This is a genomic window from Aquella oligotrophica (assembly GCF_002892535.1).
GTDB classification, from domain to species: domain Bacteria; phylum Pseudomonadota; class Gammaproteobacteria; order Burkholderiales; family UBA11063; genus Aquella; species Aquella oligotrophica.
Genome location: NZ_CP024847.1, coordinates 113,701 through 133,290 on the forward strand (window position 1 = coordinate 113,701; position 19,590 = coordinate 133,290).

The 19,590-nt window shown below is 35.6% G+C and carries 20 protein-coding genes; 10 read left to right on the forward strand and 10 right to left on the reverse strand.

Going from position 1 to position 19,590, the window contains the following annotated elements; translation table 11 throughout:
- The first annotated feature begins 6 nt into the window (after positions 1-6).
- Genes CUN60_RS00530 through CUN60_RS00545 form a run of 4 tightly spaced genes read left to right on the forward strand, consistent with a single transcriptional unit; the run spans position 7 to position 3,330 of the window.
- On the forward strand, positions 7-1,185 hold the full coding sequence (locus tag CUN60_RS00530) for a mandelate racemase/muconate lactonizing enzyme family protein (protein ID WP_102950145.1): 1,179 nt from the start codon (positions 7-9) through the stop codon (positions 1,183-1,185).
- Positions 1,186-1,971: a class II aldolase/adducin family protein gene (locus tag CUN60_RS00535; RefSeq protein ID WP_102950146.1), complete on the forward strand. Its 786-nt coding sequence runs from the start codon at positions 1,186-1,188 to the stop codon at positions 1,969-1,971.
- Between the two features lie 12 nt (positions 1,972-1,983).
- Positions 1,984-2,847, forward strand: coding sequence for an amidohydrolase family protein (locus CUN60_RS00540; protein ID WP_102950147.1), 864 nt, complete (start codon positions 1,984-1,986; stop codon positions 2,845-2,847).
- 42 nt (positions 2,848-2,889) lie between these two features.
- Positions 2,890-3,330 (forward strand): GNAT family N-acetyltransferase, encoded by a 441-nt coding sequence (locus CUN60_RS00545; protein WP_102950148.1) that lies wholly within the window; start codon positions 2,890-2,892, stop codon positions 3,328-3,330.
- A gap of 17 nt (positions 3,331-3,347) precedes the next feature.
- On the opposite strand, the gene CUN60_RS00550 is transcribed toward CUN60_RS00545, so the two are convergent.
- Both CUN60_RS00550 and CUN60_RS00555 read right to left on the reverse strand, forming a co-directional pair.
- Complete coding sequence (locus CUN60_RS00550; protein WP_102950149.1) at positions 3,348-5,927, reverse strand: hypothetical protein; 2,580 nt, start codon at positions 5,925-5,927, stop codon at positions 3,348-3,350.
- Positions 5,928-6,087: 160 nt separating this feature from the next.
- Positions 6,088-6,657 (reverse strand): outer membrane beta-barrel protein, encoded by a 570-nt coding sequence (locus CUN60_RS00555; protein ID WP_102950150.1) that lies wholly within the window; start codon positions 6,655-6,657, stop codon positions 6,088-6,090.
- 229 nt (positions 6,658-6,886) lie between these two features.
- Here CUN60_RS00555 and CUN60_RS00560 point away from each other — a divergent pair, with 229 nt between their 5' ends.
- Positions 6,887-7,591 carry a helix-turn-helix transcriptional regulator gene (locus CUN60_RS00560; protein ID WP_102950151.1) on the forward strand — a complete coding sequence of 235 codons (705 nt, stop codon included), beginning with the start codon at positions 6,887-6,889 and terminating at the stop codon, positions 7,589-7,591.
- Between the two features lie 38 nt (positions 7,592-7,629).
- Here CUN60_RS00560 and CUN60_RS00565 read toward each other — a convergent pair whose 3' ends face one another.
- The 3 genes from CUN60_RS00565 to trpR all read right to left on the reverse strand — a co-directional run bounded on the left by CUN60_RS00565 (position 7,630) and on the right by trpR (position 9,581).
- The gene (locus CUN60_RS00565; RefSeq protein ID WP_102950152.1) at positions 7,630-8,742 is read right to left on the reverse strand and encodes a glycerophosphodiester phosphodiesterase family protein; all 1,113 of its coding nucleotides are present in this window, start codon (positions 8,740-8,742) and stop codon (positions 7,630-7,632) included.
- Positions 8,743-8,868: 126 nt separating this feature from the next.
- Positions 8,869-9,306 (reverse strand): D-aminoacyl-tRNA deacylase, encoded by a 438-nt coding sequence (gene dtd / locus CUN60_RS00570; protein ID WP_102950153.1) that lies wholly within the window; start codon positions 9,304-9,306, stop codon positions 8,869-8,871.
- Positions 9,303-9,581 (reverse strand): trp operon repressor, encoded by a 279-nt coding sequence (gene trpR / locus CUN60_RS00575; protein ID WP_102950154.1) that lies wholly within the window; start codon positions 9,579-9,581, stop codon positions 9,303-9,305. The genes dtd and trpR overlap by 4 nt, the downstream gene beginning before the upstream one ends.
- Positions 9,582-10,217: 636 nt before the next feature.
- Between trpR and CUN60_RS00580 the strand changes: the two genes are divergently transcribed.
- Entirely contained in the window at positions 10,218-11,099 is an 882-nt protein-coding gene (locus CUN60_RS00580; protein WP_102950155.1) for a TIGR01777 family oxidoreductase, read from the forward strand.
- Positions 11,100-11,103: 4 nt separating this feature from the next.
- Positions 11,104-11,766, forward strand: coding sequence for a YiiX/YebB-like N1pC/P60 family cysteine hydrolase (locus tag CUN60_RS00585; RefSeq protein WP_102950156.1), 663 nt, complete (start codon positions 11,104-11,106; stop codon positions 11,764-11,766).
- Here the strand turns inward: CUN60_RS00585 and CUN60_RS00590 are convergent.
- Both CUN60_RS00590 and CUN60_RS00595 read right to left on the reverse strand, forming a co-directional pair.
- Positions 11,763-12,554 (reverse strand): HAD family acid phosphatase, encoded by a 792-nt coding sequence (locus CUN60_RS00590; protein WP_102950157.1) that lies wholly within the window; start codon positions 12,552-12,554, stop codon positions 11,763-11,765. The two genes, CUN60_RS00585 and CUN60_RS00590, sit on opposite strands and share 4 nt — an antisense overlap.
- A 201-nt stretch (positions 12,555-12,755) precedes the next feature.
- Positions 12,756-13,355, reverse strand: coding sequence for a BON domain-containing protein (locus CUN60_RS00595; protein ID WP_102950158.1), 600 nt, complete (start codon positions 13,353-13,355; stop codon positions 12,756-12,758).
- A 210-nt stretch (positions 13,356-13,565) separates the two neighbouring features.
- On the opposite strand from CUN60_RS00595, the gene CUN60_RS00600 reads away from it, so the two are divergent.
- Positions 13,566-13,994: a ferritin-like domain-containing protein gene (locus CUN60_RS00600; protein WP_102950159.1), complete on the forward strand. Its 429-nt coding sequence runs from the start codon at positions 13,566-13,568 to the stop codon at positions 13,992-13,994.
- A 54-nt stretch (positions 13,995-14,048) separates the two neighbouring features.
- Here CUN60_RS00600 and CUN60_RS00605 read toward each other — a convergent pair whose 3' ends face one another.
- Both CUN60_RS00605 and CUN60_RS00610 read right to left on the reverse strand, forming a co-directional pair.
- Positions 14,049-14,975: a LysR family transcriptional regulator gene (locus CUN60_RS00605; protein ID WP_102950160.1), complete on the reverse strand. Its 927-nt coding sequence runs from the start codon at positions 14,973-14,975 to the stop codon at positions 14,049-14,051.
- A 9-nt stretch (positions 14,976-14,984) separates the two neighbouring features.
- Complete coding sequence (locus CUN60_RS00610; RefSeq protein ID WP_102950161.1) at positions 14,985-15,251, reverse strand: helix-turn-helix domain-containing protein; 267 nt, start codon at positions 15,249-15,251, stop codon at positions 14,985-14,987.
- Positions 15,252-15,523: 272 nt separating this feature from the next.
- Between CUN60_RS00610 and CUN60_RS00615 the strand changes: the two genes are divergently transcribed.
- Both CUN60_RS00615 and CUN60_RS00620 read left to right on the forward strand, forming a co-directional pair.
- Entirely contained in the window at positions 15,524-17,080 is a 1,557-nt protein-coding gene (locus CUN60_RS00615; protein WP_102950162.1) for a long-chain-fatty-acid--CoA ligase, read from the forward strand.
- Positions 17,081-17,096: 16 nt separating this feature from the next.
- Positions 17,097-17,750: a Dph6-related ATP pyrophosphatase gene (locus tag CUN60_RS00620; protein WP_102950163.1), complete on the forward strand. Its 654-nt coding sequence runs from the start codon at positions 17,097-17,099 to the stop codon at positions 17,748-17,750.
- A gap of 39 nt (positions 17,751-17,789) precedes the next feature.
- Here CUN60_RS00620 and CUN60_RS00625 read toward each other — a convergent pair whose 3' ends face one another.
- Entirely contained in the window at positions 17,790-19,391 is a 1,602-nt protein-coding gene (locus CUN60_RS00625; RefSeq protein WP_102950164.1) for an FMN-binding glutamate synthase family protein, read from the reverse strand.
- Between the last annotated feature and the right edge of the window lie 199 nt (positions 19,392-19,590).

Below are 19,590 nucleotides of genomic sequence, written 5' to 3' on the forward strand. Positions count from 1 at the left end.
TAAACAATGAAAATTACTCGCGTTGAAATTTTTGATATGGAATGCCCGAAACGTCCGCAATGGCATCCAGTCTTTGTCCGGATTCATACTGATGAAGGTATCTCTGGAGTTGGTGAAGCCGGATTGGCTTATGATTGGGGGCATAGTGCTGCGGCTAATATGATCAATGAAATAGTTAAAGCTCGCGTAATTGGATTTGATCCGTTTCAGACTGAATTACTGTGGTCAAAAATGTTTCGTGAAGGTTTCTGGGCACAAGGCAGTAACGCGGTATTTTATGCCGCAATGAGTGCAATTGATACTGCGCTATGGGATATTAAAGGTAAAGCTCTTGGCGTTCCAGTTTATCAGTTACTTGGTGGTAAGGTAAATCCAAAACTACGTACTTATGCTAGTCAGCTACAGTTTGACTGGGATCCGGAAGCTAAGAAATTGATTCAGCCCGAAGAATATGCCAAAGCTGCTCAAAAAGCACTGGATGAGGGTTATGATGCAGTTAAGGTTAATCCAATGTTTTATGATAAAGATGGTAATACCTTATATGATTTAACTAAATTATTCAAAGCTGATTTATTAGAGTTAGTAAAAGCCAGAATGCAGGCAATTCGTGACACGGTTGGGGCGAAAGTAGATATATTCCTAGAGTGCCATAGTCTTCTTGGAGCTACCTCAGCGATCCAGATTGGCAAAGAAATTGCCGAAGAATTTAACTGTGCCTTCATGGAAGAACCAGTAAATTATGTTAATAGCGCACTGCATGACAAAGTTGCAGCAAAATTAACCGTACCACTAGCCGCAGGAGAGCGAATTTATCTGCGTCATGGGATGCGTCCATATTTTGAGAATCAGACTATTGATATCCTACAACCAGATATTGGTTTATGTGGTGGCTTTACCGAAGCTAAGAAAATCTGTGATTATGCCGATATGTATGATATTCAGGTTCAGGCTCATGTTTGTGGTGGACCTGTAGCAACTGCGGCTTCATTACATCTTGAAACTGCAATTCCTAATTTCTATATTCATGAACATCATACTTATGCGACCAAAGAGTGGAATCGCGAATTATGTATTCAGGATTATCAGCCGCAAAATGGCTATATGACAGTACCAGAGCTGCCCGGGCTTGGCATTGAATTAAATGATACAATTGTAATGAAGTCAAAAGCTTTCGAGGTTAAATAAATGAATGAATTAAACTATCAAAACATAAAAAATAATATTATTAATGCACGCGCTACGGATGAACAGAATCTGCGCAAACAGCTTGCCTACCTCTACCGAGTTTTTGATTATTATGGTTGGTGTGATCTGATTGTAACTCATCTATCAGCTCGGATTCCTAACCAAGAAGCATTATTGATTCTGCCATTTGGTTTGGCATTTGATGAAATTACTCCGGAAAATCTGGTAAAAGTTGATTTTGATGGGAACGTTATTGACAGTAAATTTGGCTTTCAAATCAATAAAAATGGCACAACCGTTCACCGGGCAGTATATCGTAATTTCCCAGAAGTAAACTGTATCTTGCATACCCATTCAACTTATGGTGTAGCCGTTTCTAATCTAGAAGAAGATTTACTACTTCTCGATCAGATTGCAATGATGTTTCATGGCAAAATTGGTTATCATGATTTTGAGACACTTTTTATCAATGATAATGAGCAAGATCACTTATTGCATGATATGCAGGGCAAATATTCGATGATACTGAAGAATCACGGTCTTATCAGCGTTGGTGCTTCAATAACCGAAGCTTTCTGGTTTCATTATTATCTTGAAACTAGCTGTAAATTACATGTTTTAACTCGCTCAACTGGTGAAAAAATCAAATACCCAAGCCAAGAAACTGTTATTAATACCGCTGCCAAGTATGAATTATGGCGTAATCATAATGATCACCTAGAAGTTAGTGATAGTGAGCTACTTTTTGATGCTGCCAAACGTAAAATCGGCTATATTTTCGGCTAAATAAGGATAACAATGGAGTTTATTGATAGTCACCTTCATTTATGGGATTTAAACCAAGAAATAAACTCCTGGGTTGTTAAAAGTAATGATCCATATTTAATGCAGAATTTCACCTTAAATGAATTTCTCAATTCCCACACTAAAGAGCATACTTTAGCCGGATTTATTACTATTGAAGCAGCAGACAGTGATAAAACGCTCGACGAAGTTAAATGGCTTAGTCAACTTAGTCAATCATTGCCGCCAAATATTCGCTACCGACATATAGCCTATATCGATACCACGCAGAACCCAAAAGAGTTTAATGAGGAGCTTGAGAAATTTAAGCCTTTTGAGATCGTCAAAGGATTTCGTGACATCTGCTCATTTTCAAAAAATAGCAACTATTCGCCATGTGCTAATGATATCACGCTAGATGAGAAGAAAATGCTGAATCTTCTTGAGAATCTGAAGCTACTTGCAAATAATGGCTATATTTATGATTGTCAAATGTATCCTGATCAGTTATTACGTATCTATCCATTGATTATCGAGAGTGAGGTCAAAACAATTATTGATCATTGCGGGCTACCATTATCAGCTAAAGATAAAGAGTTTATAGGCTGGCAATCCATGCTTGATAAATATGCACAAAGTAGTGTATTTTTCAAATTATCTGGTCTTGAGATGAATGATAATTGGGATAACCGAAGCAGAATAATAAAAACCATCATTGATAAAATCTCAATTGATCGGCTTTGCTATGGCTCCAATTTTCCACTGATTAAAAAAAATTGGTTGAATGAGTTATTAAATTTGTTAAAAAATATTGGTTTAACTAGTCAGCAAACTGAAAAGATTTTTGTCAAAAATGCTCTCGATTTCTGCTTCAGATAATTCGTCCATTACCCTATGTCATCTATTAAAGATTGAAATATTATGTTATATGATAAAGATACGCTCTTGCAAAAAGGATATATAATTATTGGGAATCAAACTCAACTTGATTATGATTATATCCATGCCAAGCTTTCCACTACTTATTGGGCAAAGAAGCGCTCCTTTGAAGCAACAAAGACTGCATTTGAAAATTCTTTTGTCAAGCTGGTATTACATCATGATAAATTGGTTGGTTTTGCCAGATTAGTCACTGACTATGCCATCTTTGGCTATCTGGCAGATGTGTTTATTGATGAAAGTCATCGTGGCAATGGGTTGGCAAAATGGCTAGTTAGTGAATTACTCGAAGACCCAAAGACTGTAAATATCAAAAAAATAATGTTACGAACTAACGATGCTCAATCTTTATACCGTCAGCTTGGTTTTGGTATCGCACCTGATCCTGAACGGAATATGGAGAAAATACACTTAAATATATAACCTCACCCAATTAATTATCAAAACAAACTAAACGAAAAAACGCCACTAGAATAACTATGATTAACGGAACAACTAAGATTGCTTAGACTAGTTATCAGGCATTCTTCAAAAGAAGTATCCCCAGTTGGGATGCCATAACCATCAAGTATTTGATATTGCCCATAAAGATAAACCTGATTATTTTTGGCAACTGAAGTCAAAGAATTTAACGACCCATAAGTACCAGAATCTACTGGAGCAGTGAAATTGGCATTAGCAAGGTTACAGTCAGTAAACCCGCCAAGATTATCGATTGTACACTCTTCTACTATCACTGGTGCGGGATCTAATAATGAATCTTGGTATGACACATATACATAGGAATGATTATTTAGCTGTAGAAACGCCATTGATGTAAGTGGAGATGGTGTATTAAATTGATGGATCTCGGTGCAGGATGAAATAGAAGCATCTACTTGAGAAATATTACAACGATAAACCTTACCTATTATTCCTTGAGCATATAAATATAAATTACCATTGGTATTCCAGAGCCGGATACCACTGATTGCTGAATTACCAATTGTATTAAAGTCGAAGCCTAAGGAACAGCCACTTAAATCTCCATTATTAGACATACTGCAGCGGTAAACCTGAGCTGCCACTCCAGCACCCAGAAATAAATAATTTTGACCGTTTATATTTTGAGCCAACATTCCAGCTTCAATAAGACCACTCAGGGAAAAATTACCGTTAGAAGCATCACTACATGCTGTACCTAATGTTCCATCATTTGCTACTGCACATTTATAAACATAACTAGCTGTCGCTGACCTTGAGGGAACATATAGATATTTACTGGTAAGCTCTGGATTAAATACAGTCATGTTATATACATATGAATAGCCAGATAACCCAGTAGCTGCGTTTTGATCGCTGCACCCAGAAATACTACCATTATTATTAATTAGACAACGATTCAAGGTGGTAGTAAGATTTGGGAAAGTGCCAGTTTTAAATGGTGCATATAAATTTTGACTACCATCAGATGATGACCCAACGGTGTAAAAATCTCCAACTGCATCGTAACCAGAGGTTGTAGTTGTTGCAATTAATGCCCCATTGCCAATATGATCACCTTGTATATTTACAAAACAACTATTATTTGTAGTAGTTAAATTACATGATGATGTGCTTAAATTACAATTAATATTCGAGCTATTACAGCTGATTGAGATTGGAATTGGTGTAGTTACTCCAAAACTGTTTTCAAGTGTAATGGTTGCTTGAGTTGTATTTCCTAATTGAATAAAATTACTTACGCTAGTTAATGCTAAATTTCCAGGTACTGGGGGAGGTATTGGAGATGGACTCGGAGTAGGTGCAGGCGTTGGGGTTGGGGTTGGAGGTGGCACTATATCAGGATTTACATTTTGATTAGTTGTTCCGGTAGTTATTTCTATCTGTCCACTTGGATTCTGTGCAGTTATGGTCACTGGATTGGTTGCTGGAATTGTACTACCATTCAATAACTCATAGGTTATTTTAGTTGCTTTTTGCCTGCCCAAACTTTGTTCTGCTATAGTAACCCTTACATTCGGACTGCTGCTCGTTACCGTTATCTGCGATGCTGTCAAATCTCCTATATTGTATAAGTAACCATACTGGATTGAATCTTTCTGTGTCAGATATACCTGATTGGGGGTTAATTGCAGATTGATATTATTACCCTGCGTAGTCAGTGTATACGTTGCCGTACTCGTACTGCTATTTGTCGTAGCTTTTAATGCTTCACTCTTCAGGTTTAGTCTCTCGGCTAAGCTACTTACCGCTGATGTAGCTAATGTCTGGTACGATGTCTGTACTTTGATATTCTGCGTCAGGTTCACTCCCTGCGGAATCGGTAACTCTATCTCTACTACATCTCCAATTTGCAGCGGTGAACTACCTGGTCCTGCGTTATTACTTGTTACCATCTGGTTCGGAATTACATTCCCACTTTCATCTACCAACTCTATCGTATTGATTGTCCCTACATTTGGTGACTGCACTACTGCGGTTACCAAGATAAATGGTACTCCGCTTTCGCTATATTGCGCTTTGGGATAGAAATATAAGCCTACTCCATTTGCATTGGCTGATTCGCTATATGGTACTTGTTGCACTCCAATTGCTAACGGTGTTGCTGCTTCGGCTCCATTACTATCTATTGCACTTACTACCGTACCTCCTGCTATTGTTGATTCTGGTACTGAGAATTTCAGGTAACAGCTACTTTTTGCTGCTATATTTGCACAGGCTAATGCACTTGCCTGATCCATGGTTATGCTATTTCCTGAGCCTACCTGCTGCCCAACACTATACTTGATTCCACTTATCGCTACATCTGATGGGTTATATACTCCCATGTAGTTGATACCTGTCTTGTTCGCTAATGAAGGTAAGATACTTGGGGCTACAAAGATTAATTGACTATTTCCATTAGGTGGAACTGTGCAGCAGCCACCGCTTCCGCCTCCACACGCACTTAATACCGCTGCGGTTATCCCTGCTAATGCCAGATTCTGAATCCTACGACTTCTTCCATGTACGAATGTCTTTGTTGTCAGATTTTTCATGCATGCCTCTTATACCAATTATTTCTATATTTTTTATTTCTTATCTACCATGTATACTTAGTTTTGCTTTAGTAAATATGGTCATCTCTCAAAATAAACAGGATGATATTTCTTGTCTATCACCCTGCTCTCATGAAGGAATCTTTTATAATGTTGCTATTTAGAAATTGTACTGTACACCACCCAGTACCAAATTCGTTGCTCCAGCACTCTGATTTCCGCCACCAAATGGTACATAAATTGTATCTTCTACTCGTAAATCAAAATGATTACTAATCGCAAATGATCCTCCCACTCCTGCTAAACCTACAAAATTTGACATCGTACTATTCTGACAATAAGATGATGGAGTGCCCGGATTAGTTGTGCCACTAAAGCTTTGATAGTTAAGACCAGCCCCCAAACGCCCATATAAAGCAAAAACACGACTTAATGGCAAAGTTCCTTTTGCTGCCACATCAAAAATATTATTATATTGTGATGCTCCATACTGACTGCTTGGTAACCATGCATAGCCACCCTCTAAACCAAATGAGCGGTTAAAAGCATAGCCTGCATTTAAGGTCGCGGCAAATGAACCTGTTGGTAAATACTGCATTGTCCCAAAACCAGCATTGGCATTAATGTATGCTCCAGATGTAGCAAAATCATTAGCATTTACCATCTGCAAAAAGATAAGTAAAGTAACCCATAAATATGCCTTTTTAATTTCTAAATTTGGTAGTAACATACTCCCGCTCTCAAAATACAGATTAAACTCAAAAATATTCTTGATTTTAGCAATACCCCCTATGAAACAACAACCATCAAAATGATGGCTAAATATACAAGTGAAATTTTTCTATAATCTAAATAACATCTGAAGTTGACTAAATAACAATATGTTATAATTGAATCTAATAACAGCTCCTACCTACCCCCTAACATCAAATACCAAAACAGTCTATGGATAGATATAAATGATATTCAACATAAATAAGTTAAAAATGAGCGACGATGTACAACAAATGATCATTAATAATCCAAATCATCTGGTTTTGGATAAAGAAGATAGGATAATATCTTTAGGGGAGAACCGCTATCAAGAATTTAATGCAGAAAATTCAGAGTCATTATTAGGGAAAAGACTACCAGAGATAATTACAAAACCAAACGATATTTTTCTGAAAGATAAGGAAGAAATTAAGAGGCAAATGTTTAATGGTTGTTTAGATAAAATGTGGCTACTGGTCTCCAATCATTTTGTTAGTAAACATGAATTACATATTACGTTAAATCAAACTATATTTGATTTTAAAAATCAACCTGTTGGTTGTTTATTAATTCCTGAGCAATTCAAATTATCTGGTCAGAGTTTAACTCCCCCCCAAATAGTAAGTCTAAGTGTTCGCCAACAGGAAATTATATTTTTACTTGCCATAGGTTTTGCACAAAAAGAAATCGCAGGGCTTTATAATATAAGTAGGGGAACTATTATCAAAAATATTGGCATTATTTGTGACAAATTTAATTTGCAAGGTGCCAATGTAAGAACATTAGTTGAGCTGGCTTACGATGTAGGCTATGGAATCCCTCCATTCCACTTACTGAAAATTGGCATATTCCAATTACCTACATCACATTTAAGCAATTACCATTTGCGTAAATTTTTATTTGGGAAATAGTAATAATTTTTCTTAAATTACACTTAGGTTAACTATTATTAATATGATGGATAATTTTTAGGAACTGGAAGCCCACGAGCAGCTAACATAGAATTTAATTGCGCGGGATCATCAGTAATTATCCCATCTACACCCCATTTGATCAGCTTATCTACAAGAATCGGATCAAAAACAGATCCTGAATTTTCAGGCCAAGTCCAAACTACAACTTTTAATCCCAACTTATGTGCTTCATCAAGATCTTCTTTGGTTAATGCTGTATCTTGAGGTTCATAACATGAACCACCCAAAGCTTTAATCATCTTAGGTAGAGAGTTTCCATAGTCTTTTAATAATTTTCCACCACTCCACAACCCAGCCTGTTTAGGGTCAGAAGAATGCATACGCTCTATATCGTCCCCACCAACCAGAAAAGCTAATTTAACTTTCGGATTTAATTTATGTAGCTCATATAATGGAACCCAATCAAAAGACTGTATTTCAGCTCTTTCAACTAGATTATTTTTAACAAGAAACTGATTTACCTTAATTGCAAATTCTTTTGGTGAAACAGTCCAGTTTGGATGTTCTGGGTCATTCTTAATTTCAATCTGGAAATCAACCTGATTATCGGTAACTTTATTCACATAATCAGCTACTTCTTGCAATGTTGGCATCCGAGTACCATCAACTGGATATTGCTCAGAGAAATATTTGGCGTATGGACTTGCCGGATTTAGTTTTCCTGCATCGTATTTTTGCAATTGTGTCAGAGTAAGATTTTTCACCAAATATGGTTGGATATTTTTATCAATTCCTCCCGGAGCACTTTCTAGACTTTTATAAAATTCCTGTTTGCTATTTGCCCAGAATTTACCATCTTTACGAAGGATATCTGGATTTAACCAAATATCATGATCAATTAAAATTATCCCATCCTTGGTAACCCCGATATCCATATCAACCCAGTTTGTTCCAACCGCAAGGCCAGTTTTATAGGCTGGCATGGTATTTTCTGGGGAAAAGCTACGCGCACCACGATGTGCGTACACTTCAACAAATGGCTTTTTTGAATCTGTATGTGGTTTACCAGCAATAATTGGATAACTAGAATCAGCAAAGGACATCGTAGCGATAACTCCCAAATAGATAGATAATATAGTTTTTAGCATAAATCGTTCCCTCCCCTAACGTAGTTCAGAAATAATTATAAATGAACTTGTCTTATTAGAAACAATTAAATTAACAACCCATAGCAATTATAAATAATATAAATACATTTCAGACAGATAATAAGACTACTTCTCAAGCATAATGGTAATTGGCCCATCATTAATTAATTCAACCTGCATATCAGCACCAAATATTCCTGATTCAACCGAAATATCATTTGCTCTTAATTTATCAATAAAATACTCATAAAGGGGTTTTGCTATTTCTGGACGGGCTGCGTTAGTAAACGAGGGGCGATTACCCTTTTCTGCTTCTGCATATAAGGTAAATTGAGATATAACCAGAATACCTCCGGCAATATCTTTTACTGAAAGATTAAGTTTATCGTCAGAATCAGAGAAGATTCGCATATTAATGATTTTATTGGCAAGCCAATCGCATTGATTTCTAGTATCATCATGGGTAATCCCGAGTAAAATCAATAATCCCTGATTTATTTTGCCAACTATTTCACCTGCAACACTAACTGAAGATAATTTTACGCGCTGAATTACAGCCTTCATTTAGTTTCTCTTATTAATTGCTTTGTAGTTTCAGGAGTCTTTTTTAGCTGATTAGCGCCGCGGGTAACATTAAAAATACTTACCTTTAATTTAGCTGCTATTTCACGGTGAGTGAGATTACCATGAATGAGTTCTTTTAATATCATATAACGGGCAGCTATTTTTTCACATTCGGCAGGTGTCAAAGTAAGTTCAAACAGTTCCTGTAACTCAGCTACAGACTCAATTTGTTGACAATTAGAGATAAAACTACTCCAAGCAGGATTTTCTTTCATTTATTACTTTCTAGGATAAGTATTATAGATCCTAATGAATATTATCACAGTCATAATGATACACAAATTCACTATATTATGCGATTGATTTTAATTATGAGAAAGAAATTGAAGCTACAAAAAGAAAAAGCAGCTCATTAAATGAGCTGCAAAGGGGTAAACTTGCATTAAAAGAGCTAGCAGCCTGTTTTCAAGGGAAGGTCTACATATCCAAGCTATCGTCATTCACCTATACTATTTTTAGTTTCAGCGCTTTTCGTTACCTTGGAAAACTGCCTTGCTCTAATAATGCAAGTACGATATGATAACCCACCTTCATTGCATATTGCAACATTTAACACCAAAAAAATATTATTTTTTTAAATTATTTGCGAAATAATTAGTTTGTCATTTGTTATATTTAATAATATCAACATATTAACCACAGGACAAACTTAGCACTATTTAGGATATTTAGTCAATCTAATTTATAAAAATTAGTGATTTTTGTGCAACAAGACCGAATGATAGTGTCAATCATGGGTATTGGCTGTAAAATAACTCTTTAGTAAAGTTCAATTTTTTGTAAAAAGCAGGCAATCGGCTCAACGTTACATTATTAGTAAGTTTAGTACTAAATATTACAAGTAGAGAAAAATGAAAACAATTCTTTTAAGTGGCGCTTCTGGTTTTATCGCATCTAATTTCAGAAAGCAATTTCACAATGAATATAGATTTATACTATTAAGCCATACAAAAAATGCTTCCAGTATCACTTTAAATGAACTCGAAAATAACCCCGAACTAATTAGATCTATTGATATAGTCATTAATCTTGCTGGAGCAAATATTGGAGCCAAGCGCTGGACAACACAAAGAAAGCAGGAACTACTTGAAAGTAGAATCTCTACGACTAAAAATCTAGTAAGCTTATTCAATGAATATAATTCGGAAATACATTTTATCTCAGCCAGTGCCATCGGAATCTATCATCCTAACCAAGAGAATAAAGAAACTGAAAGTATTGACTATAGCAATTATGAAAATTTCTCACAGGAAATCACCAAAAAATGGGAAACTGAAGCTTTAAAATTTAAAGGCAACTTAACTATTACCCGCTTGGGGGTAGTTTTGGCTAGTAATGGCGGAGCTTTTCCACAAATGTTACGTCCTTTTTTATTTGGGGCTGGAGGAAAACTAGGTAATGGACAGCAGTATTTCCCATGGATTGCACTAACAGACTTACTCAATGCCTTAAAGCATATAATTGATAATAAGCTGACTGGTATCTATACTCTGGTTGCGCCAGAATTAATTACAAATGCAGAATTAACCAAACACATAGCACAGACATGGAAGCGCCCAGCTTGGTTTAATCTTCCACAATCAGTAATTAGATTAATTTTTGGTCAAATGGGGCAGGAATTATTTTTAAATAGTATTAAGATTTCTCCAGATAAGTTGATTGCTAGTCGATTCAAATTTAATTATCCGAGTATTGCTGAATGTCTAACTGCAATAAAAAAACAGGAATTTTAATATCATGCAAAAGATAATTAAGTGTTTTTCTATACTTTTTTTAGTTTCTATTCACTATTCATATGCCGCAACTTATATACCAGAATCTGGAGACTTTCTTTTTCAGGATCTGAATTGTGGTTCAATGTGTGATAGTATTGATAGTGTTACCAGAGGGTATGATAACACCTATGTTTCTCATGTAGGAATGATTATTAATACTGATCCGCCAGAGGTGATTGAGGCAGTATCAAATGGAGTAGAGATTACACCATTGACAAAATTTCTCCAGCGCAGTCTTGATTCAGAAAGTAAGCCACGAGTCATGGTTGGCAGACTAAAACCAGCCTACAAGAAACTGATACCAGATGCTATATCTATTGCCAGAGAGCAAATTGGTAAGCCTTATAATAGTAGTTTTATTCCAGCACGGGGAGAAGCTTTCTACTGCTCAGAATTATTTGATTACTCGTTTAAAGCAGCAAATAATAATCAGCCATTTTTCCATCCAGCACCGATGAATTTCACTGATGGTAAATCGAGCAAAATTCTTCCACTTTGGCAAGATTATTACAAGCCCTTACATATCAAAGCACCCCAAGGAGTATTAGGTACTAACCCCGGAGCAATGTCCAGGGAAAGTATGATAGAGATAATTTATTTTTATGGAAAGCCGCGCCAGCATTAATTATACTGATTAGCTTCCCAACTGCCATACATAGGGTTAGGTAGGATAAAGTAGCCTTTACCAAAAATACTAAACTCGCTGCTATTTTCATCAAGAGAATTTGCACTGCCCTGTTTAAACTTAGGGAAATCTTGAATATTATCACCAAAATAGGCGATTACTTTATGCGCTGGTAATTTATTTGACCAAACCATCTGTGTGGCATCATAATTACCAGTATTTATAGCATTAAAGCGTGGGTTTTTATTACTTGGCGTTTTAGAGTCACGGCGATTTGCCAAAACCACTTGATCAAAATAAATTTTCTCATGTTTTAGATTTTGGGTAGTAGTATCCAGTACGCTACCAGTTTCATCTTTAAATGATCCATCACGATTTGAAACAAATGAAACATAACCACCAAGATCATGAACTAGTTGGGTAAATTTGGCTACGCCGGGCAATGCAGTAGATTTCATCGGATTTGCTACATAGTGACTAAAATCAGATTCATTACTAGCCAGTTCGCCGCACTCACGGAAATACCATGAATTATCCAGTGTTGTTTCATCAATATCAAGTACTACACCCCAGCTTTTCGCTTTTGGATGGTTTGATTTAACCCATTCACTGACATAATTTGTCCCGATCAAAAAAGTCTGATTATAAAGAGCTTTTTTCTCTGCCGAATCACGGTACCATTTAACAGCCTGTTTTATATCTTGCTGCTTAGCTTCTGGCGAACAAATATTATCGGCATAACAATTGATACTACTCAAGATAAATAACGAGGTTAATATTTTTTTCATTAGCGCTTCCTTTGAGGTTAATTTCAAGAAGCTATTATAGTTTGCAAGGTTTATTAAATCAAAGCGAATTTAATAAAACCAAATATTTGATAAATTATTATTAAATTACAGATAGATATGTAAGAGTATTAATCTACACCGGGGGTTATTTAGGCAAAAAATTAAGCAGGCTAGGAAGCCTGCTTGTAACTTAAAACTAGCTTAGTCAACATAGGTATCTGATTCAGTATAATCTTTGTCACCTGGCTTAACTAAATTAACTACTTGAGTAACACCTTCCATCGCATAAATACCATTAATGGCTTTATTTAGTGCAGTTAAATTACCAAGGTTGCTTCCCATAATATAAACTACACCATCAACAGCATTTACCCTTACGTATTGAGCGTCAATATCACTTTGTGATTTAATTCTTGCCATAGCCTTATCCGCCAATGAAGAGTTTGAATTAAGTACTGGCTTATTAGCATTTATTGTCAGGTAGTTATCAACCTGCTTAACATATGGAATCTGTTTTGCAATAGCCGCAGCACGAGTTTTATCACTACTACTAGGAACTTGTCCCACCAACAATACTTCTCCAGAATAGGCTGTTATATCAATTGCGTTGCCTGGGATTTGTGTTTTGTATAAGCTTTTCAATTTATTTTGTAGATCTTTATCATCTTTTGCTTGATTATCAGCATCTGTATAGTATGGTGCCGTTAATTCAGATGATACTTTATACGCAGCCTGTGTAGAACATGAGGTTATTGCCAGCATTGAGATTAATATTGTAATTAAAGAAGATGTTACCCGCATATTGAATGATTACCTTTGAAAGAATCTATTATAAATATTATATCGGACATATTCTATCATAAACCCACAAATAAGAATAAAATTTACTCTCTAGGATTATTATTGACACAAGCATCAGATAAGATTAAGTGTTGCATTTTTGCGAAAAATACACATTTAGGGTAAATAATAAGCTATAATTATGCACTTTTTAAATTTTTGGAGAAAAAAATGTTAGACATCAATGAAAAAAAAGTCTGTGCCATTCTTGATAAAATTATTGCTCACGAATTAGCTGGTGTTAGCCGCTATACTCATTACAGCTTAATGGTTTATGGTTTAGAGCGCCTTTCTTTGGTTGGTTATTTTAAAGGTCATGCTACTGAATCTCTTGATCATGCATTAAAAGCAGGTGAATTGATGACTGGTTTGGGTGGACATCCAACTTTAGAGACAGAGTCAATCAAAGAGTCAAATAAGCATGATTTACAAACTATCATCAAAGAATCCATTGAACATGAAACTAAAGCAGCTAAGCTTTATCATGAATTATTAGATGAAGTTAAAGATAAATCTGTTTATCTTGAAGACTATGCACGTGGTATGATCGGTTCTGAAGAGCAACACGTTCTTGATATGCGTAAAATTGTTAAAAAATAATTTTTCACGCTAAAAGATTTGCTTATAGGGGTAGATTTTTCTATCCCTATTTTTCTAGCCATATACCTTATCTACAAAACTACGCTCTGAAGTACTAACCGAAAGATTATCAAAAATTTTATTAATATACGTCATAAAAGCTTTGAACTTTGGATCATTCTCGTTAATATTTCGTAAAAGATAATAATCAATATACCCGGCATGAAACTCGGGAAATAATCGAATCAGTTGATTAGAGGCTAACTCTTCCTGAACCAGATACTCTGGCAACTCAGCAATCCCCTGATGACCCATGATAAAAGACTTTGCCTCAACAAAACTACTTAGCGTAATTTTCCGCTTAACCTCAAGCTCAACCATTTTTGCATCATCTTCGGAAAATAGCTTAATTGTATTACTCTCTAATCCCTCCAAATCCGATCGACAAACAATAAAATGTTTATAAGCATCCTCAACCTTATTTAATAAGCCATAATTAATTGCATATTCAGGAGTACAAAGCAGTAGCAGCTTGGTTCTACCAATCTTTTTTATTTTCTGTGACTGCTGTAATGGCTCGTAATCTGTGATCGCTAAATCATACAATTCCTTTTTCATATTAAATTTATTAAAGTTATGAACAATGTTTAACTCCAAATCTGGATATTTAAGTAGCAAGTTACTTATTTCTGGGATTAAAAGGTTATTTGCAAACGTAAAAGGTAAAACAACGTTTAATTTACCCTCAATACTTATCTCATTTTCTTCAAATAAGTCATTAAGCTTACGTTCATAGCTCTTGAAACAGTCATAGAAAAACCTTCCATCTTCAGTCAAAGATACACCTTGCGGGCTTCTATTTAAGAGAGTCTTGCCTACTTTAGCTTCCAATCCATCAATTCTCCGTGCCGCTGTAGAATGAGGAATAGAAAGTTTTTTTTCTGCTGCAAGAATACTACCTGCATCTACCACTTTTAAAAAAAGTAGAATATCATCAATCATATCTAGTCCTCATAAACCAGGATTACAAAGCCTACTTTTTTCCATTTGTTTTTCAATTTCAGCTTCAATTCCTTTAAATGAATTGTAAAGCTTCATTCCATAATCAGTTAGAGAAATTTCTCCGTAACCTCTACGAATAAGCGCATGATTTAGCTTCTTCTCAAGACTAGAAATTTTTCTGGAGATAGTTGATTGAGCAATACCCAAAGTACTAGCTGCAGTTGCAATCTTACCAGCCTGAACAATTTTAACAAAAAAGCAGATTTCACTATACATGATAAGCCCCTTTTACATAAAACCTCTATTTATCAATCCATTATAAATGACTGATACCTTCCTAACCACGTATAATACTATAGCCAAATTTATCACGGTTTCCCACTTTTGCAAAATCTATTCCCAAATATGCAAACCCATATAATATACTGATTATAAATGATTTAATCTACTTTAACCAAGCAGAACTGATTTCATCTTAATTATGTTCTCACCTTTATTAAACCAATCTGGTAAAATAATTAGAATGATATTTACTGGAAAGTACACTAATGAATCGAGAATATCCCGTCAATAATTTCTATCAGATTATAGGTAATAACTTACGTAAAAAACAAAATAAAACAGCAATTATTGATGGTGACATTAAAATATCTAATCTTGATTTAAAAAAACATATAGATACAGTTGCCAGTTATTTGGTTGAATCGGGGATAAAACCGGGTGATAAAATTGCCATGATTATGGCAAATTCATACATGTTTATTGTAAACCTGTTTGCAATCTCAAAAATTGGAGCAGTGGCAGTTCCTGTTAATAATTTCCTCAAACATGATGAATATGCTTATATTCTGAATGACTCTGAGGCTAAGTTGTTATTTGCCTCAGCTAAGTTTGCTTCTGAAATAAAAGGACTTACTATTGCTACCAAAATAGAGAAAGTCATTTGGGTTGATGGCGTTCCGCTTGAAAATGAAAAAAATATAGACTATACTAAAATTACAGATAAATTTAGAGATACTACCTCATTCGTAGATAAAGACTTAAATGATCTTGCAGTAATCATATATACAAGTGGTACTACCGGTAAGCCCAAAGGAGCTATGCTTAGTTATCAAAATTTACTATCAATTATTTATGGCGCAATTGAGCATTATAATATCAAAGAAGGACAAGCAAAATTTATCTGTTACCTTCCGATGTTTCATGCTTTCACGCTTGCAGTAACAGTTCTGTTACCGATAGCCACCAATAGCGGTGTCATCATTGTCCGCTCAATTGCGACCAAAAAAGATTTTGCCCAACTCCTAAAACTGGTTCTTCTTCACCGCTGCCAATACTTTGTTGGTGTTCCGGACATATTTAGTGCTATGGCAAGAGCAAAATTACCTTGGTATTTTCATTGGTTTCATAATGTAAAAGGCTGGGTCTCAGGAGCTTCTCCATTATCCGAAGACGTAATTACACGTTTTAGCAAAACCTTCAAACGGGGAAAATTGGTTCAAGGTTATGGACTTAGTGAGTGCGCATCAGGTGTTTCATTAAATAAACCTTGGGCAAATAAGTTTGGTTCTGTGGGAACTCCATTACCAAGCTTTGAGATCGAGGCTTTTAGCGAAGATTTTCGCCTTGAGCCACGTGGAGAAGTTGGTGAGTTATGTATTAAGGGTGATTGTGTAATGCTTGGATACTATAACCGCCCAGAAGAAACGGCAGAGGTTATTACGGATGGCTGGTTTAAAACTGGGGATATTGGTTATGTTGACCAAGATGGTTATGTATTTATAATTGATCGTAAAAAAGATTTAATCATCCATAAGGGAATGAATATTTATCCCCGAGAGATTGAAGAATTTCTCTATACACATGAAAAGATTCAGGCTTGTGCAGTAATTGGAATTAAAGATATTGAAGAAAATGAAACCCCTGTTGCCTACATTGAAGCAAAAGAAGGCGTTGAAATTTCAGAAAAAGAAGTTAAGGATTACCTAAAGCCGCTTCTTGCACCTTTTAAACAACCCAGAAAAATCTTCTTTATGGAAAAATTACCAAGAAATGCCACCGGAAAGATCTTGAAACGGGAATTGCGTCTTATAAACAATAATTAAAATTTTGGAAATATGAATGAAAAAAGCAGTTGTTGCCTGGAGTGGTGGCAAAGATAGTTGTCTAGTTTACCATTTAGCAAAGGTACAAGGAATAGAAGTAGTTGCATTATTAACTATGCTCGATGGTAAACATAACTGTTCTCGATCAAATGGAGTTGACAGAGAAATTCTTGAGTTACAAGCAAACTTATTGGGAATACCAATTCTTTATTTAGATACCAGCTGGGAAAATTATCGTCAAACTCTGTTATCTGGATTAAAAATCTTAATTGAAAAATATCAAATTGATGGCTGCATCTTTGGAGATATGGATAACTTGGCACATAAGAAATTTAATGATGAATTATGTCATGAAGCTGGGATTAAAGCACTTATGCCAATATGGGGGAAATCTAGATTTGAAGTTTATACCTTACTCCACAAATACCAGATCAAAGCTAAAATTAATGTTATAAATAATTCTTTTAATCTTGATGATATTTTGGGTGCTGATTATCATAATCTTAATCTATATGAATTAGTCTCACGACCACTTGATATTTGCGGTGAACAGGGAGAGTTTCATACCTTGGTTTATGATTGTAAGGAATTTAAACAGTCAATACCTATTTGTGAAAGTGATGTTTATAAACTTGATTCGGTAACAATGATAAAATATAACTTACGGTAAAAGAAAAGCCCGGATTAAATTAACCCGGGCTTTCGCATATTAATGAACAAACGTAAAGGAGTCAGGGGTCGCAGCTTCCCAAAAGCGTTGATATTGCTTAGGAACTGTCGAAGCCTCAAGTAAACAGCCCGACTTCACAAATTCATAAATTTCATCAAAATAGCGCACTTCGTGATCACTTATTCGACGCATCACACTTGATGGCAAAATATCACTCGGATTTTCAAGTCCCATTGCTCCAACTAGCTCTGTAAAATTTTTAACCGTTGATTTATGGTAATTATACACCCGCTCAGACTTATCATCAATATCGAGCTGCTTAAATAGGCGCGGATTCTGCGTGGCAACACCAACGGGACAAGTATTATTACCACATTGTTTAGATTGGATGCAACCCAAAGCTAACATCATGGCGCGTGCAGAATTGATAATATCAGCACCTAATGCCATCATCCGCACCATGTCAAAACCTGTCGCATTTTTTCCGCTGGCAATAATGCGGATATGTTTACGTAAGCCACAACCAACTAAAGCATTATTAACAAAAACCAAAGCTTCCTGAAGTGGCATACCAATTGAATTTACAAACTCCGAAGGTGCAGCACCAGTACCACCTTCCATCCCATCAATCACAATAAAGTCAGGATAAATACCCGTTTGCAACATTGCCTTACAGATTGCAAAAAATTCAGTTTTTTTACCAATACAAAGCTTGAAGCCAACTGGCTTACCATCAGATAACTCTCGTAACTGAGCAATAAAATGGCATAAACCTAGTGGCGTTGAAAAGGCTTTATGTGTCGGCGGGGAGATTACATCCTTATCCATACTTACGCCACGAATGCGGGCAATTTCTGGCGTGATTTTTTCTTTGGGTAACATTCCGCCATGAGCTGGTTTTGCCCCCTGAGATAGCTTAATCTCAATTAGTTTAACATTTGGCAGAGTTGCTTGTTGGCGAAACTTTTCTGGATCAAAATTGCCATCAGCAGTTCTAAATCCAAAATATGCAGTTGCTACTTGCATTCCTACATCGCCGCCAAGTAAATGATATTCAGTTAATCCACCTTCACCAGTATTATGCAGGAAATTTCCTTTTTTAGCTCCAAGATTTAGTGCCATTATGGCGTTTTTGGATAGTGCCCCAAAGCTTAGTGCAGATATATTCAGACGAGAAGCTGAATACGGCTGTTTGCATTGCTCATTACCAATAATTATACGCGGATCTACATCGGTATGATGTTTAGGTGAAAGAGAGTGTAGTGCCCATTCATACCCAGCTTTCATAATATCTTTATCATTACCAAATGAAATGGTATCCGGTATTCCTTTGGCACGTTCATAGACTATAGTTCTAGTTTTGCGGTCAAACGGTCGTTCGCTATCATCACTTGCAACAAAGTATTGTTGAATTTCTGGACGAAAAAATTCAAGAATATAGCGCATATGACCAAGAACTGGAAAATTTCTTAATAATGTATGTTTGCGCTGAATCCTATCATAAACTCCAACTGCAGCAAGGATCCCAATTAAACCAAAAATCCAATACCAATTAGCTTGTACAATAATCAGTAATGCGACAAAAAAAATCAGGACAATTCCAAATCCTACATACCACTTACGGCGTTCAGTTACCAGCATAATAATCTACTCACAAAAAACCACGTTGCGTTATTTTATCATTATAAGGAGTTTGATCAAGAACAATAAAGCTATAAATTTGACTAAAAATATCACAAACTTTTCTAGGATCAAATTTTCTAAGAGCTTAAATAAAAAATGATGGTTATGATATAAGCAAGGGATACTTTCAAAATACAACTAAGAAACATATTTTTGT

Coding starts and splice junctions, on each gene's coding strand:
- CUN60_RS00550 (WP_102950149.1), bottom strand. CDS start 5,927: ATGAAAAATCTGACAACAAAGACATTCGTACATGGAAGAAGTCGTAGG.
- CUN60_RS00625 (WP_102950164.1), bottom strand. CDS start 19,391: ATGCTGGTAACTGAACGCCGTAAGTGGTATGTAGGATTTGGAATTGTC.
- CUN60_RS00620 (WP_102950163.1), top strand. CDS start 17,097: ATGAAAAAAGCAGTTGTTGCCTGGAGTGGTGGCAAAGATAGTTGTCTA.
- dtd (WP_102950153.1), bottom strand. CDS start 9,306: ATGAAGGCTGTAATTCAGCGCGTAAAATTATCTTCAGTTAGTGTTGCA.
- CUN60_RS00590 (WP_102950157.1), bottom strand. CDS start 12,554: ATGAAAAAAATATTAACCTCGTTATTTATCTTGAGTAGTATCAATTGT.
- CUN60_RS00615 (WP_102950162.1), top strand. CDS start 15,524: ATGAATCGAGAATATCCCGTCAATAATTTCTATCAGATTATAGGTAAT.
- CUN60_RS00545 (WP_102950148.1), top strand. CDS start 2,890: ATGTTATATGATAAAGATACGCTCTTGCAAAAAGGATATATAATTATT.
- CUN60_RS00595 (WP_102950158.1), bottom strand. CDS start 13,355: ATGCGGGTAACATCTTCTTTAATTACAATATTAATCTCAATGCTGGCA.
- CUN60_RS00585 (WP_102950156.1), top strand. CDS start 11,104: ATGCAAAAGATAATTAAGTGTTTTTCTATACTTTTTTTAGTTTCTATT.
- CUN60_RS00605 (WP_102950160.1), bottom strand. CDS start 14,975: ATGATTGATGATATTCTACTTTTTTTAAAAGTGGTAGATGCAGGTAGT.
- CUN60_RS00560 (WP_102950151.1), top strand. CDS start 6,887: ATGATATTCAACATAAATAAGTTAAAAATGAGCGACGATGTACAACAA.
- CUN60_RS00530 (WP_102950145.1), top strand. CDS start 7: ATGAAAATTACTCGCGTTGAAATTTTTGATATGGAATGCCCGAAACGT.
- CUN60_RS00565 (WP_102950152.1), bottom strand. CDS start 8,742: ATGCTAAAAACTATATTATCTATCTATTTGGGAGTTATCGCTACGATG.
- CUN60_RS00580 (WP_102950155.1), top strand. CDS start 10,218: ATGAAAACAATTCTTTTAAGTGGCGCTTCTGGTTTTATCGCATCTAAT.
- CUN60_RS00540 (WP_102950147.1), top strand. CDS start 1,984: ATGGAGTTTATTGATAGTCACCTTCATTTATGGGATTTAAACCAAGAA.
- trpR (WP_102950154.1), bottom strand. CDS start 9,581: ATGAAAGAAAATCCTGCTTGGAGTAGTTTTATCTCTAATTGTCAACAA.
- CUN60_RS00555 (WP_102950150.1), bottom strand. CDS start 6,657: ATGTTACTACCAAATTTAGAAATTAAAAAGGCATATTTATGGGTTACT.
- CUN60_RS00600 (WP_102950159.1), top strand. CDS start 13,566: ATGTTAGACATCAATGAAAAAAAAGTCTGTGCCATTCTTGATAAAATT.
- CUN60_RS00610 (WP_102950161.1), bottom strand. CDS start 15,251: ATGTATAGTGAAATCTGCTTTTTTGTTAAAATTGTTCAGGCTGGTAAG.
- CUN60_RS00535 (WP_102950146.1), top strand. CDS start 1,186: ATGAATGAATTAAACTATCAAAACATAAAAAATAATATTATTAATGCA.